This window comes from Lacinutrix sp. Bg11-31 (assembly GCF_002831665.1).
GTDB lineage: Bacteria > Bacteroidota > Bacteroidia > Flavobacteriales > Flavobacteriaceae > Lacinutrix.
On the sequence record NZ_CP025118.1, the window covers coordinates 1,286,473 to 1,300,239 of the forward strand.

17 protein-coding genes are annotated in these 13,767 nt (G+C 31.1%); 8 read left to right on the forward strand and 9 right to left on the reverse strand.

Annotated elements, in window-relative coordinates:
- The first annotated feature begins 169 nt into the window (after nt 1-169).
- A complete protein-coding gene (locus CW733_RS05800; protein ID WP_100996301.1) occupies nt 170-1,285 on the forward strand; it encodes an SDR family oxidoreductase in 1,116 nt (371 codons plus the stop codon).
- A 19-nt stretch (nt 1,286-1,304) separates the two neighbouring features.
- On the opposite strand, the gene CW733_RS05805 is transcribed toward CW733_RS05800, so the two are convergent.
- Both CW733_RS05805 and CW733_RS05810 read right to left on the reverse strand, forming a co-directional pair.
- Entirely contained in the window at nt 1,305-2,087 is a 783-nt protein-coding gene (locus CW733_RS05805; RefSeq protein ID WP_100996302.1) for an alpha/beta fold hydrolase, read from the reverse strand.
- Between the two features lie 9 nt (nt 2,088-2,096).
- Entirely contained in the window at nt 2,097-3,236 is a 1,140-nt protein-coding gene (locus CW733_RS05810; RefSeq protein ID WP_100996303.1) for a cysteine desulfurase family protein, read from the reverse strand.
- 166 nt (nt 3,237-3,402) lie between these two features.
- Between CW733_RS05810 and CW733_RS05815 the strand changes: the two genes are divergently transcribed.
- The gene (locus CW733_RS05815; protein WP_100996304.1) at nt 3,403-4,323 is read left to right on the forward strand and encodes a hypothetical protein; all 921 of its coding nucleotides are present in this window, start codon (nt 3,403-3,405) and stop codon (nt 4,321-4,323) included.
- Nucleotides 4,324-4,332: 9 nt separating this feature from the next.
- Here the strand turns inward: CW733_RS05815 and CW733_RS05820 are convergent, their stop codons facing one another.
- Nucleotides 4,333-4,896, reverse strand: a complete 564-nt coding sequence (locus CW733_RS05820) for a Smr/MutS family protein (protein WP_100996305.1) — start codon at nt 4,894-4,896, stop codon at nt 4,333-4,335.
- Entirely contained in the window at nt 4,893-5,096 is a 204-nt protein-coding gene (locus CW733_RS05825; RefSeq protein ID WP_100996306.1) for a hypothetical protein, read from the reverse strand. The genes CW733_RS05820 and CW733_RS05825 overlap by 4 nt, the downstream gene beginning before the upstream one ends.
- A gap of 177 nt (nt 5,097-5,273) precedes the next feature.
- Between CW733_RS05825 and CW733_RS05830 the strand changes: the two genes are divergently transcribed.
- The 3 genes from CW733_RS05830 to CW733_RS05840 all read left to right on the forward strand — a co-directional run bounded on the left by CW733_RS05830 (nt 5,274) and on the right by CW733_RS05840 (nt 7,848).
- A complete protein-coding gene (locus tag CW733_RS05830) occupies nt 5,274-7,124 on the forward strand; it encodes a T9SS type A sorting domain-containing protein (protein WP_100996307.1) in 1,851 nt (616 codons plus the stop codon).
- Between the two features lie 78 nt (nt 7,125-7,202).
- Entirely contained in the window at nt 7,203-7,490 is a 288-nt protein-coding gene (locus tag CW733_RS05835; RefSeq protein ID WP_100996308.1) for a DUF2752 domain-containing protein, read from the forward strand.
- A 13-nt stretch (nt 7,491-7,503) separates the two neighbouring features.
- A complete protein-coding gene (locus tag CW733_RS05840) occupies nt 7,504-7,848 on the forward strand; it encodes a CCC motif membrane protein (RefSeq protein ID WP_100996309.1) in 345 nt (114 codons plus the stop codon).
- Between the two features lie 99 nt (nt 7,849-7,947).
- Here the strand turns inward: CW733_RS05840 and rocD are convergent, their stop codons facing one another.
- The 5 genes from rocD to CW733_RS16615 form a co-directional block, all read right to left on the reverse strand.
- Complete coding sequence (gene rocD, locus CW733_RS05845; protein ID WP_100996310.1) at nt 7,948-9,228, reverse strand: ornithine--oxo-acid transaminase; 1,281 nt, start codon at nt 9,226-9,228, stop codon at nt 7,948-7,950.
- A 251-nt stretch (nt 9,229-9,479) separates the two neighbouring features.
- Nucleotides 9,480-9,887 carry a DUF6768 family protein gene (locus CW733_RS05850; protein ID WP_100996311.1) on the reverse strand — a complete coding sequence of 136 codons (408 nt, stop codon included), beginning with the start codon at nt 9,885-9,887 and terminating at the stop codon, nt 9,480-9,482.
- Nucleotides 9,877-10,428: an RNA polymerase sigma factor gene (locus tag CW733_RS05855; RefSeq protein ID WP_100996312.1), complete on the reverse strand. Its 552-nt coding sequence runs from the start codon at nt 10,426-10,428 to the stop codon at nt 9,877-9,879. The genes CW733_RS05850 and CW733_RS05855 overlap by 11 nt, the downstream gene beginning before the upstream one ends.
- Nucleotides 10,429-10,626: a hypothetical protein gene (locus CW733_RS16610; protein ID WP_232730403.1), complete on the reverse strand. Its 198-nt coding sequence runs from the start codon at nt 10,624-10,626 to the stop codon at nt 10,429-10,431.
- 6 nt (nt 10,627-10,632) lie between these two features.
- Nucleotides 10,633-10,938, reverse strand: coding sequence for a hypothetical protein (locus tag CW733_RS16615; RefSeq protein WP_232730404.1), 306 nt, complete (start codon nt 10,936-10,938; stop codon nt 10,633-10,635).
- Between the two features lie 106 nt (nt 10,939-11,044).
- Here CW733_RS16615 and rlmD point away from each other — a divergent pair, with 106 nt between their 5' ends.
- From rlmD to CW733_RS05875, 3 genes are read left to right on the forward strand one after another with little or no spacing between them, the layout of a single operon-like run.
- Nucleotides 11,045-12,457: a 23S rRNA (uracil(1939)-C(5))-methyltransferase RlmD gene (gene rlmD / locus CW733_RS05865; RefSeq protein WP_100996313.1), complete on the forward strand. Its 1,413-nt coding sequence runs from the start codon at nt 11,045-11,047 to the stop codon at nt 12,455-12,457.
- Nucleotides 12,458-12,516: 59 nt separating this feature from the next.
- On the forward strand, nt 12,517-13,035 hold the full coding sequence (locus CW733_RS05870; protein ID WP_100996314.1) for a DUF6452 family protein: 519 nt from the start codon (nt 12,517-12,519) through the stop codon (nt 13,033-13,035).
- Nucleotides 13,007-13,744 carry a DUF6048 family protein gene (locus tag CW733_RS05875; RefSeq protein ID WP_232730405.1) on the forward strand — a complete coding sequence of 246 codons (738 nt, stop codon included), beginning with the start codon at nt 13,007-13,009 and terminating at the stop codon, nt 13,742-13,744. The genes CW733_RS05870 and CW733_RS05875 overlap by 29 nt, the downstream gene beginning before the upstream one ends.
- Nucleotides 13,745-13,767 lie beyond the last annotated feature (23 nt).

A 13,767-nucleotide genomic window follows, 5' to 3' on the forward strand; every position in this document is an offset into this window, starting at 1 on the left:
TCAAAACTCTTACAAAAACTCACTAGAATAATCTTATAAACTATCTATAAATAACAGAATAGAAAGCGAAAAAAGCAAGCTGAAGCACAAAAAGTATTAGAGCAAATAGAAATACTTCAACAACAGTAAATAGAGTATCTTCGCCATTAATAAATTTTAATATTTAGCTATGAACTGTTTACTTACTGGAGGAACTGGAATTGTTGGAAGTCACGTAATATTCGATTGGCTTAAACAAGCCATTACCAAGAACTCTAAAGACCATTTATACTTAGTTATTAGAGATAGTAAACTATCGGCTAAAAAACGTTTATTAAATGTTTTAAATAATAGTACAAAGCCAGATTATCTAAAAAATATTAGTGTAGAAAAGTGTCTTGAAAAGATTACAGTAATTGCAGAAGACCTTGTAAGCATTAAAAAAGAAAAGCTAGAAGCTTGTAATTTTTCTACTATTATACATTGTGCAGGATCTACTAATTTATCTCATGCTACAAATTCTAAAACTGTTGTACACGAGCAAAATTATAAAGCAACACAACAACTTTTAGAAAATCTCCCGGAAAGTGTTAATCGGTTTATTTATATAAGCACAGCTTATTCTTTTGGCATCCAGAACGAAGTGGTAAACGATAATATTTCAGAATATAATGTTAGTAGTTTTAGAAATCCTTACGAGCAATCTAAATACGAAACCGAACAATACGTTATCAAAAAATGCGAAGAAATTAATATTGCTTCTCAAATTTTAAGGCCAAGTATTATATGTGGTCGCTTGATAGACAAACCTTTTTTTGAAACTCCAAAATTCGATGTTTTCTATTCTTGGCCAATGTTTTTAGATAAATATGCTAAGAAATTTACAGATGCTTTTAGAATTTGGATTGATAAAGAAAGTGGACTTAATATTGTGCCAGTAGATTTTGTTTCGAAAGCTATTTTATATGCTGTAGATCATCCAGAGATTAAGGAGCTAAATATTGTAAATCCAAAACAAGTATTACATAAAGATTATGTTGGTAAGGTTTTGGAGTCTTTTCAAATAAATAATTATGAGTATATAGACAAAATGCCTTTAGATCTTAACAGCTTCGAAGCGCTATATTATAAAACGATTGGACAGTTATTTAAAAACTACATCTCTATTCCAGATTTGCAGTTCGATGCAAAACGTATTATTGAGATTATTAATCAATTAAAATTAGATACTACACTTGGTGTGCATGATAATTTTATGAATCTGATTAATTTCTCGGTAGAAAAGGAATTTAGACAGAGTTACTAAGAAAACAAAACGAGTTAAATTAAGTTAAACTATTTATAAATTTAATAGTCTGTACATTAAAAGTTTCAGGTTGCTCAACATTAACTACATGTCCACAATCTTCAATTACTAGTAAGGTAGATTTTATATGCTTATCCACTATGTTTTTTATAGACGGTAAAAACAAATGATCTTGTTCTCCCATAACATACAATGTAGGTATCTTAATATCTTTAGCTCTAAAAAAACGAAGTAATGGATTAATTTCCGACGTTAATTTAAACCAACGAACAAATTCTTTTTGATAGAGTTTCTTTGCTTCATTTACAAACAGTAAACGTGATTTTTTATGATTTTTTCTTGGCATAATAATAAATGCAAAGAACTTATAAAGTAACATATAAGGAACCACAGATTTAAAGACAACACCCAATTTAATAAGTACTTGAGAGCGAAAGTTTAATTTCATAATTGCTCCTCCCATAATCATGCTTTGCACACGTTCTGGATGGTTTTCGGCAAGATTTCTAATTAAAATTGTTCCTAAAGAGATACCTATAAAATGGGATTTTTCAATCTTTAAATGGTCTATAACTTCTACAATATCATTGGTAATAGAATCGAAAGTATATTTAGAATTAAAAGCATCTTTTAAGCCTGGCTTGGAGTTTCCATGACCTCTTAAATCTAAAACTAAAACGTTAAAACTTGCGCCAAAACTTCTTATTTGCTTAAACCAAATAGACGAGCTTCCTCCTGCTCCATGAACAAAAGTAACCCATTCGGTTGCTGTTTTATGTAAATAAGTAGTATAGTTTAACATATAGCGAAATTACATAAAGTCTTTTAAAACAGCTACAACATAATCAATTTCTGTGGTAGTATTGTATTTACAGAACGAAAACCTTAGTGATGGTTTCTGCATATCTTCATAACATAAAATTTGTGATAGTACGTGAGAACCTTTAGCACTACCACTTTGGCAAGCACTTCCTTTAGAACACGCAATACCTTTTAAGTCTAATTGAAACAATAATATTGGTGCCTTTTCTGGAGCAATTGGTAAGCAAACATTAACAACAGTATACGTACTTTTCTCAAGATTTGCCGAACTTCCATTAAAAGTAGCATCTGGAAAGGCTTCAGTTATGGCATTAATAAAATATTTTTTTAGAGATGTGATATAAGCACGTTCGTCAACTAAATTAATGTAAGACATCTTTAGTGCTTCTTCAAGACCAACAATGTTATGTACAGCTTCTGTTCCTGCTCTTGTTCCTCGCTCCTGCTCTCCTCCAAAAATTAATGGTTTTATACCAGAGTTTTTTCTAATAAAAGCAAAACCTACACCTTTTGGTCCATGAAATTTATGTGCACTTACTGCTAAAAAATCTATATTAATATCTTGTAAATCTAATTCGTAATGCCCAACAGATTGCACAGTGTCACTATGAAATAATGTATTGTTTACTTTACACAATTCGCCAACACGTTTAATATCTAAAATGTTACCAATCTCATTATTAACGTGCATTAAGCTCACCATTTTCTTTTTAGGCGATTGTAATAATTCTTCAAGATGTGAGTAATTTATATGTCCATCTTCATCTAAATCTACAAACTTAACAATTATACCATATTCGTGTTCTAATTGGTTTACAGTGTATAAAACTGCATGATGTTCTATACGCGAAGTAATAATTGTTTTAACGCCTAAATCTCTAACTGCACTTCTAAGCGCTAGATTATCTGCTTCTGTTCCTCCAGAGGTGAAAATAATTTCGGAAGCCGAACAGTTAAGTTGTTTTGCCACTGTTTTTCTAGCACTCTCAACCATAGATTTAGATGTACGTCCAAAACTATGTGTAGAAGAAGCATTACCATAACATTCATGCATGGTTGTCGTCATTTTCTCTACAACCTCTGTTCTTAATTGTGTTGTTGCTGCACTATCAAAATATACTTGCTTCATTTTTTTGGGAAAACTTTAATATTTACTATTAATCCTTGTAATCACTTAGTTTTAAAAGAAAAAAGGTTTTTACAAGGCATCAAAAATAAGCCAAATAAAATTAATTACAATAAGCTACGTTATCATTTAACTAATTCTGTTATTTTTGTTGCTTAATCTACTATTTATGAGAATTATTTTTTCTTTTTTAGCCTTAGCTTTTCTTTTTACAAGTTGCGACGATGGTGATATTTTAACAGCAGAATTAGATTTTGGAGATACTTTTAATAGTTGTGGTGAATTAGTATGCTATAAAATAAAAACAGACCCAAGCGAATCACTTTCTGTATTAATAAATACTACTATAGAAGAATTAATTACTACAACAATAGATTCTGATAATCCATTATTAGTTAATTTAGTTGACTTTCAACCTAGTTTTAGTATTACTTCTACTTATCCTTTTAATTATAGAACATATAACAATGCAATTAGTGACAATGTTTTTTGTAGTGCAATTCCACCTTCAAACTTAAGTATTACAAATGATTATGTCTCTACCACAGGATTTGCAAATTTCATTATTGTATTAACAGAAGATGATAACGATGGTATTCCTGCAGAATTTGAAGATATAGATGGTGATGGTGATTATGAAAATGATGATACAGATGGTGATGGTTTACCAAATTATATAGATGCAGACGATGATGGTGATAATGTATTAACTGCCACCGAAATGCCTAATTTCTCGACAGAATTTGAACTAACACAGGCTTTAGATACAGATAACGATGGTATACCTAATTATTTAGATACAGATGATGATGAGGATGGTGTTTTAACTATAAATGAAGAAGGTTTTCTTACGCCAGACTTAAATCCATCAAATGATATTTCTTCTAATGGAATAGCAGATTATTTAAACAGTGAAGTTGATAGTTATAATGCTGGGACTACATTATATAGAGCAAATACAATACAACAAAGTTTTCAATTAGCACTAAATATTACAAATGTAACATTACCAATTTTAACACAAGATTTTATAGACTTTGGGACATTAACAACTACATATTCTAGAACTGTAACTCCAGAATTAAATTAGAAAAATTAGCTAATCGTAAGGTTTTATATTTTGATAAATATAAACCTCTGTTGCACCTTGACCGTATTTTTTATAATCGGCATCATAGAATTTCACGTTATTATAACGTCTAAAAAGATACTCTAATTCCATTTTTAGTGTGCCTTCACCAACACCGTGAATAAATACAATTTTTTGTATTTTCTTTTGCATAGCAAACTCCAGCTTGTGTTTTGCTGTATCTAACTGAACTAATTTTTTATCATGACTGCTCATGTTTCTTTCAGATTTTACTAAATGATGCAAATGCAAATCGACTTCCATTGTTGGTTGAAAGCGTTCTTTAGGTTTTACTTTGGGTAATGTTCTTTTTTTATTCGATTCTTTTTCCGAAAGCACTTGATTTATACTCTTGCTACTAAAAGCACTTTTTCTAAGACTATCTCCTTCTTTCTTTACAATTTCGTTAGCACTAAAAGACAGCTCAAAACCATCATGGTCTTCAATTGTAATTTCAGAATTAACTATTTTAATAACTTTTCCAGAAAGTGCTTCATCTAAAACATATACGTAATCACCAATTTTAAAACTCATTCTTCTTCGTCGTTAATTTCATAATCGCTTTTTGGTGTTTTACTACTCAATGAAGCATTAAGCATAAACAAACCAGACATTAAAGTAAAAATACCCAAAACCAAAAGTAAAATACTTTGTTTTTCGTTTGCATTTGCATAGATAGCGATGCTTCCTCCTATTAAAATAAGCCAGTAGCTTATGGTGTTTTTATATTTCATTTTCTAAATAAAAGGCTAAGATAAATATTTTCAATAGAGAACAAACTGAATGATTAGAAATAAACACGATAAACTACCATTGAAATAGTGTAAAAATCAAGGTGTTAGTACTTATATTTTTTTTATCTTTGCAGGTGACCCCAAATAAAGATTTATTACCCCTAAATAAATTTCATTATGAAAACCTACTTTAACACACTTATATTACTATTAATTTGCACCTATTCTTTTGCTCAACTTAGCGTTAAAAACACTAGTTTTGTTTATGTAAAAGGCACGTATATTTACGTTAAGGACGACATAAAACTTGAAGGAGGAGGGACTGCTAACAGTGCTCGTATTTACCTTAGGGACGAAGGACAGCTTTTACAAGGCGATGGTCCTGTTTCTGGAACACCTACAGGAAATTCTGGACAAGGAAAACTAAGTGTATACCAAGAAGGAACAGTAAATAATTATGCCTATAATTATTGGACATCTCCAGTTGGAGAGGTTGGTTCAGATAATAATGCTAATAGAGGTTTTGTTGCTACAAGTGGAGCTGTATTAAATGATGTTGTAACTTCTACAACAAATACTCCTGCATTAATAGGTACATCTCACGATGGTACTTCTTCTCCATTAACAATTTCCCATCATTGGCTTTATGGCTACAGTCCAGGAACAACATATAGTGATTGGGATTATATAGGAAATGGAGCTTCATTAAGTCCAGGTTATGGATTTAGTATGAAAGGCTCAACAGCTTCTTTTGACCAACAATACGATTTTGCTGGAAAACCAAATACTGGAGACATAAATGTAGATGTTATAGCTGAACAATTTACTCTAGTAGGAAACCCTTATCCTTCTGCTTTAGATGCATACGCATTTATTCATGATACTGATAATTCATCAGATATGCTAGGAACATTATTGTTTTGGGAACACGACCCAACAGCTAACTCACATTATCTTACAGATTATGTTGGTGGTTATGCTAGTTATACAATTGATGACGATGGAATGGGTGGTTTTATAGAGTCTTATGTACCTGCAACATTTGTAACTCTTGGAAATGATGGTTTTGAAAACACTAGTTCACCTCCAATAACAAGTACAAATACTGCTAAATTTGTTAGTAGATATTTACCAATTGCTCAAGGTTTCATGATTGAAGGAGCAACTGGCACAACTGGTATAGTAACTTTTAAAAATGCACATCGATCTTTTTATAAAGAATCTGGTGCTGAGAGTCAATTTTTTAGAACAAGTAATGCTAATTCTTCTACTCAAAATCTACCGGATACTACAAATGAGATTCAATATAGCGATGAAGGTTATCAAATCTTACCTCAAAGTCAGGATATAAGACGTTTTAGATTAAATGTGGATTTTAATAACGAAATTACTAGACAATTACTACATAATTTTGTGCCTTCGGCTACAACTGGATTCGATTATGGTTTAGAAACAAACAATAATTCGCCAAATCCAAGAGATGCTTATTTTATTGATGGTACAATGCCTTATATTACTCAAGCACATGCTTATGATATTGATTTAAAAATACCATTAGTAGTTACCATTGACGTAGACATGCCATTACGTGTAAGAATCTACGATGTCCAAAATTTTAATGACGAATCTATTTACTTACACGATAAAGTAGCTGATGTTTATTATGATTTAACGGTATTAAATTTTGATACCAATTTAGATACAGGAACATACGCAGATCGTTTTGAAATTACTTTTACTAACGATAGTAATGCACTTTCTACAGATGAATTTACAAATTCTAATTTCTCTTTATTCCAAAACAATACAATATCTCAATTAGTTGTTGCTAACCCAGAATATTTAACAGTAAAATTTGTTGCATTAATGGATATTACTGGAAAACAAATTTTCAAAAAAACAAATTTAAGTAATACTACTAGATACGAGTTTTCTACTAGAAACTTAAGCGATGGTGTTTACGTTGCAACTATAACTTTAGAAAATAACAATACTATAAGTAAAAAAGTAATTATTGCTAACAAGTAATCCTTACGCTAATAATACAAAAAAAAGCTGCTATTTAAATAGCGGCTTTTTTTGTGAATATTTTTTACATTTGCCTGCATGATGATATTACAAGAACAATACATGTTACCTTGCTTAAACAAAAAACTCTTTGGTTTTGAGTGTATGGGTTGTGGTATGCAACGCAGCCTTTCTTTTTTGTATCATGGCGAATTTATAGCTGCTTTTAAAATGTATCCAGCTATTTATACTCTTATTCCTTTAGCTCTTATAATAGTAATCTCATTTTTTTATAAATTTAAACATGTAAATAAACTTATTAATGGACTTGCAATAGCTTCCGTTTTAATTATTATTATTAGTTTTATAGTCAAGAAAATAATTTAAAAAACTAACAAAAATGGAACAACAAAAACTACCAAACGCATTAATAAGTATTATTTTAGGAATAACATCATTTATTGGTTGCTGCTGTACAAGTGGATTTGGAGGTATCGTTTTATCTGGTGTTGCTCTATTTTTAGCAAAAAAAGATGAAAAGAAATACCTTGAAAACCCAGAGAGTTATAGTAATTACGGACAAGTAAAAACAGCCAAAATTATTGCAATTATTGGATTAATTTTAGGAGTAATTACAGCTGGCGCATACATTTACCTAGTTTCAACAGGCCAATTAGATGAGCTTAGAGAAAACTATATGGAGATGTTAACAGAAATGCAAGAAGAACAGGCTGCTGCAGAGTAAATAAAAACATTGTTAAAATAAAAAAGCCTTTCAAAATTATTTTGAAAGGCTTTTTCTATTTTATAGGTTAGCACTATTGTCTAACCGTATTGGATAATTCTACTTTTCGAATTGTTTTAATGTCTTTGTTATAATAGACACGCAATCTAATAATTGCTCTTTAGTCATTACTAAAGGTGGTGCAAAACGTATAATGTTTCCATGTGTAGGTTTCGCTAATAAGCCATTATCTCTTAAAGCCATACAAATGTTCCAAGCGGTATCGCTATCTTCTGTATCGTTAATTAAAATAGCATTTAACAAACCTTTACCTCTTACTCCGTTTACAATGTTAGAAGTTTCGCTAAATTTAGAAAGTTCAGCTCTAAATAATTCACCTAAAACTTGAGCGTTCTCGGCAAGGTTTTCATCTTTGATTACCTCTAAAGCAGCCATACCAACAGCAGCAGCAACAGGATTACCTCCAAATGTACTACCATGATTCCCTGGCTTAATAACATCCATAATAGCATTATTTGCTAAAACAGCAGATACAGGATAAGCACCTCCAGATAAAGCTTTACCTAGAATAAGGATATCTGCTTTTACTTCTGGTGTTCCAGAACAATGCTTATCTACACATGAACAATTTCCACAAGTTGCTAATAAACGACCTGTTCTTGCTATTCCTGTTTGTACTTCGTCTGCAATAAATAAAACGTTATACTTTTCGCATAAAGCTTTAGCTTTAGCTAAATAACCTTCGCTTGGTACATAAACACCAGCTTCACCTTGTATAGGCTCTACTAAAAAACCAGCAATATTCTTGTTACCAGAAAGTGCTTCTTCTAAAGCTTTAAGGTTGTTGTATTCAATTTTTATAAATCCTTTAGTATATGGTCCAAAGTTTTTTCTTGCAACAGGATCGTTAGAAAAAGAGATAATTGTAGTTGTTCTTCCGTGAAAATTGTTTTCACATACAACTATTTCAGCTTCATTTTCATCTATCCCTTTTACTTCGTATGCCCATTTTCTACATAGTTTTAATGCCGTTTCTACAGCTTCTGCACCAGTATTCATTGGTAACAACTTATCATAGTTAAAAGTTTCTGTAGCGTACTTTTCAAACTTACCTAACATATCGTTATAAAATGCACGAGAAGTTAAGGTTAATGTTTTAGCTTGATTTGTCATTGCCTCAATAATTCTTGGATGACAATGTCCTTGGTTTACTGCAGAATAAGCCGAAAGGAAATCGTAATACTTCTTTCCTTCTACGTCCCAAACATAAACGCCTTCACCTTTACTTAATACTACTGGAAGCGGATGGTAATTATGCGCTCCATACTTGTTTTCTAAATCCATCGCTTGTTGCGATGTTAATTGTTCTAAAACTGCCATTTTAAATGTGTTTAATTAATGAATAAAATATCCATTCCTTATCTACCTTTATCCTTTCGAAGCGTCGAAAATTCAGCGTGGGAAAGAAATCATCCCTAAGAATTTGCAAATTAATGATTATTTATATTAATAAAATAAAAATTGTAAATTTTCTATTCATTTATTTTCTCTTATGCTTTTTATCGATAATTATTGGGATGGATGTAGAAGTTAATTTAGTAACTAGCACAATTGCTCGCGTATTTGTTATTTCAATTGTTAAAATTGTGATTATTGCTATCTATTTTACCTGTTAAAGAAGATACTTGTAGTTCTAATCGTTTTAATTCTCTTAGAATGGCATTTTTGTCCATTTGTTGCCAAGCAAAAATCTTAAGCATACTTACACCAAGCATAAAAATGATGCTTCCTATTCCCCATTTTAAGAGGTCTTTTGTCTCTTCTACTTTGAAGAATTGTATAACACAATAAATAAATAGTACAAAAAATACTACTGTCATAACATTCATCATTACTAATAGCCATTTATTCTTTCCTTTAAATAAACCGAAAATCATGCCTAGCACATTTTGTTCGTCTAAATCATCATAAAACTTTGCTTCTTCTTGAGATAGTGTCTCTTTAATTAATTGATCTATAGCTTCTATATTATTTTTCATAGTTATTATTTTTTAATGTTAATCTTAATTTTTCTCTAGCATAAAACAATCTTGATTTTGCTGTTCCTACAGTAATTTGTAATGTTTTACTAATCTCTTTAAGGGAGCATTCTTCTAAATAAAATAACCTAACAACTATTTGTTGTTGCGCTGGAAGATTATTTATTGCTTTTAAAAGCTGATTTTTCACTACTAGTTTTTCATCATCTAGTTCATTATTTGCAATCTGTTCTTTAGAAACATCATTTTGTTGATGCAATGTTGCACTTCTTAAACGCAACACATCTAAAGATTTAGAATAGACAATACATAAAGCCCAATTACCAAAAGTAGAAACATCTTTTAAAGTATCAATTTTATTAATTATAGTCTGCCAAGTATCTTGCGCAATATCTTTTGAAGCATCTGCATCTTTAACAAGCCAAAAAGCTTTGTTACAGAAAATAAGGTGCCAACGTTTTACCAAAGCAGCAAGAGCTTCTTGATTTCCAGATCGATATTCTTCGACCAATCTTGCATCTAAACGTTTATTTATTTTCAATTATGCTTGTTTTGTTTTAAATGATTTCCTTTTATATGCGTTTCTTAATAAATGTACCCAAATAGAGTGTTTTGTTACTTTTTTTTCTTCGGAATGACTATTTTCTATTTTATCGAAAGCATCCTCAATAAGTGCATCATGTAACCAACGTACTACCGCAATCCATAACAACATTGCTTTAATTGTGGATGTATTCATATTAATTTAATGCGTTATTTCGGTACTGTTTTCATCTACTTCTTTAATATAAAACTCGTGTGTACCAATAAAACCATCTGGTTTAGAGAATTTAAATTTTATACTATTACCTTCTTTAATATCAATTATAGTATAACGAATACCTCCATGACCTCCTTTTACTCCTACTTTAAGAGTTTCTTTAAAACGGATTGCTGGCCAATTTTCTAAAGGCCAAATCTTGTCCTCTTTTGTTGCTAAAGTTTTAAATAACACAGTTACTTGATCTTTTGGTAGCTTAAGCTTTCGCTTATGAATATTGGTTACTTGCATACTCTAAAGACGTGTAAAAAGGCAAAAGGTTCATTTTATTTTGAAGTTTTTTAAAGATAATTCATTTTACACACATTTTATTTACTGCTATTATTATTTTTGCACCATGGCAAGAAAGAATAAAAGAAAGCAAGTTTTTACAAATGTTGAAGTTTTTGACACTGCAGCAAAAGGAAAATCGGTAGCAAAAGCACCAGATGGGAAAGTAATTTTCCTACCAAATGCAGTACCTGGAGATGTTGTAGATGTACAAACATTTAAAAAACGTAAAGCTTATTACGAAGGTAAAGCAACTGTTTTTCATACACTAAGTGATAAAAGAACAGAAGCTGCTTGCGAACATTACGGTGTTTGTGGTGGTTGTAAATGGCAAGATATGGCTTACGAGCATCAACTATTTTACAAGCAAAAGGAAGTTACCAATAATTTAATTAGAATTGGACATATAGAATTACCTGAAATAACACCTATAAAAGCTGCTGCAGAACAGTATTTTTATAGAAACAAAATGGAATTCTCTTTTAGTGATAGCCGTTGGTTAACACTTGATGAAATACAAAGTGACGAAGATTTAGGCGATAGAAATGCTCTAGGTTTTCATATTCCAGGAATGTGGGACAAAATATTAGATGTAAAGAAATGTCATTTACAAGCAGATCCATCTAACGCTATTAGAAATACCATTAAAGACTTTGCTATAGAAAATGGTCTTGAGTTTTTTAACACTAGAAACCAGACTGGATTACTACGTACTTTAATGTTGCGTACCTCTTCAACTGGAGATATAATGGTGTTGGTTCAGTTTTTTAAAGAAGATAAAGAAAAACGTGAGTTGTTATTAAATCATGTAGCAGAGACTTTTCCGCAGATAACGTCTTTACAATATGTTGTTAACGAAAAAGCTAACGATACTATTTACGATCAAGACGTAATTTGCTATAAAGGACAAGACCACATTTTTGAGGAAATGGAAGGCTTGAAATTTAAAATTAATGCCAAATCTTTCTACCAAACAAATTCTGCACAAGCTTTCGAATTGTATAAGCTTACACGTGAATTTGCTAATTTAAAAGGAGACGAACTGGTTTACGATTTATATACAGGAACAGGAACCATAGCACAGTTTGTTGCCAAACAAGCTAAAAAGGTTGTTGGTGTAGAGTCTGTACCAGATGCTATTACTGCTGCAAAAGAGAATGCAAAATTTAATGGTATTGATAACGTTGAATTTTATGTAGGTGACATGAAAAACGTCTTCAACCAGGAATTTATAAATACACATGGACAACCAGATGTTATTATTACAGATCCTCCAAGAGATGGTATGCACAAAGACGTTGTTAAACAAATATTAAACGTTGCGCCAGAAAAAGTAGTTTACGTAAGTTGCAATAGCGCAACCCAAGCTAGAGACTTAGAATTAATGGATGCCATTTATAAAGTAACAAAAACGCAGGCAGTAGATATGTTTCCACAAACTCATCATGTAGAAAATATTGTACTTTTAGAGAAACGTTAAAAGGTTAGTCTAGCGAAAATGAATTTATAATAATATTACCGCTTTCGCGGAAAGTAAACATGAAAAAAATAATAACCTTACTGCTACTCTTTGTTTGTATTGCTTTTAGTTGCGAGCGCGATGATATTTGTCCAGAAGATACTCCTACTACTCCAAGAATGGTAGTAGAATTTAGAAATGTTACAGCAATAGATAACACTAAAAATGTTGCAGGACTTCGTATTGAAGATTTTGATGATGCTACACGTACTCTTGATGATGATCATAGTATTACGAGTGAAGATCAAATGCTTTTGCCTTTAAAAACCGATGCTAACGAAACAAAATATCGTGTCTATAAAAGTTACGCTAACACTGATGGTACAATTACAGGTAACCCAGATGTAATAACAATAACTTACGACACTGAAGAAATTTATGTTTCTCGTGCTTGTGGCTATAAAACTATTTATAAAAACGTCTTATTAACTATAACACCAGAAGCTGGTACTGATAATTGGATGATATTTGCAGCACCAGAAAACGATAACCAATCTGTAATAAATGAAGATGAAATACACTATACAATACGTCACTAGTTGTTTATTATGCTTTTGCGGCCTATTTGTTAGTGCGCAAGAAGAAGAAACTAAAACTAGTATAGATTCTATAAAATATAGCCAAAAATATGGGCTTCGTGTTGGTACAGATTTAAGTAAACTTATTCGCACTGCAACAGACGATGACTATTCTGGATTTGAAATTAATGGCGATTTTAGATTAACAAAAAAACTATATATCGCAGCAGAGCTAGGTAACGAAGAAAAGACCACAACTACAGAGTTTTTAAGCGCGACTGGCAATGGTAGTTATATTAAAGTTGGTGTAGATTATAACATGTATACCAATTGGCTAGACATGAATAACATGATTTACAGCGGTTTTAGAACTGGTTTTAGCACCTTTTCGCAAACTAGAAACAGTTATACTGTTTACAACCAAAACCAGTTCTGGCAACCACAATTAACAAATACAGAAAGTCAGGAATTTAGCGGTTTATCGGCAACTTGGCTAGAACTTATTATTGGTATTAAATCAGAAGTATTAACCAACCTATTTATTGGAATAAACGCACAATTAAAAAGTACAATATCTAATAAAAATCCAGATGGTTTTGAAAATCTTCACATTCCTGGTTTTAATAAAACTTACGACAGCGGAAATTTTGGTGTTGGATATGGCTATACTATTTCTTACTTTATTCCCATATTTAAGAAGGATAAACAAACTTCTAAACAAGAAAAATAAGTTAAAAACTAACCGTCTACAAA

Excerpts from the sequence above, each read along its gene's own strand:
- CW733_RS05810 (WP_100996303.1), bottom strand. The coding sequence starts at position 3,236 with ATGAAGCAAGTATATTTTGATAGTGCAGCAACAACACAATTAAGAACA.
- CW733_RS05840 (WP_100996309.1), top strand. The coding sequence starts at position 7,504 with ATGGAACAACAAAAACTACCAAACGCATTAATAAGTATTATTTTAGGA.
- CW733_RS05835 (WP_100996308.1), top strand. The coding sequence starts at position 7,203 with ATGATGATATTACAAGAACAATACATGTTACCTTGCTTAAACAAAAAA.
- CW733_RS05875 (WP_232730405.1), top strand. The coding sequence starts at position 13,007 with ATGAAATACACTATACAATACGTCACTAGTTGTTTATTATGCTTTTGC.
- rocD (WP_100996310.1), bottom strand. The coding sequence starts at position 9,228 with ATGGCAGTTTTAGAACAATTAACATCGCAACAAGCGATGGATTTAGAA.
- rlmD (WP_100996313.1), top strand. The coding sequence starts at position 11,045 with ATGGCAAGAAAGAATAAAAGAAAGCAAGTTTTTACAAATGTTGAAGTT.
- CW733_RS05805 (WP_100996302.1), bottom strand. The coding sequence starts at position 2,087 with ATGTTAAACTATACTACTTATTTACATAAAACAGCAACCGAATGGGTT.
- CW733_RS05870 (WP_100996314.1), top strand. The coding sequence starts at position 12,517 with ATGAAAAAAATAATAACCTTACTGCTACTCTTTGTTTGTATTGCTTTT.
- CW733_RS16610 (WP_232730403.1), bottom strand. The coding sequence starts at position 10,626 with ATGAATACATCCACAATTAAAGCAATGTTGTTATGGATTGCGGTAGTA.
- CW733_RS05820 (WP_100996305.1), bottom strand. The coding sequence starts at position 4,896 with ATGAGTTTTAAAATTGGTGATTACGTATATGTTTTAGATGAAGCACTT.
- CW733_RS05850 (WP_100996311.1), bottom strand. The coding sequence starts at position 9,887 with ATGAAAAATAATATAGAAGCTATAGATCAATTAATTAAAGAGACACTA.
- CW733_RS05825 (WP_100996306.1), bottom strand. The coding sequence starts at position 5,096 with ATGAAATATAAAAACACCATAAGCTACTGGCTTATTTTAATAGGAGGA.
- CW733_RS05815 (WP_100996304.1), top strand. The coding sequence starts at position 3,403 with ATGAGAATTATTTTTTCTTTTTTAGCCTTAGCTTTTCTTTTTACAAGT.
- CW733_RS16615 (WP_232730404.1), bottom strand. The coding sequence starts at position 10,938 with ATGCAAGTAACCAATATTCATAAGCGAAAGCTTAAGCTACCAAAAGAT.
- CW733_RS05800 (WP_100996301.1), top strand. The coding sequence starts at position 170 with ATGAACTGTTTACTTACTGGAGGAACTGGAATTGTTGGAAGTCACGTA.
- CW733_RS05830 (WP_100996307.1), top strand. The coding sequence starts at position 5,274 with ATGAAAACCTACTTTAACACACTTATATTACTATTAATTTGCACCTAT.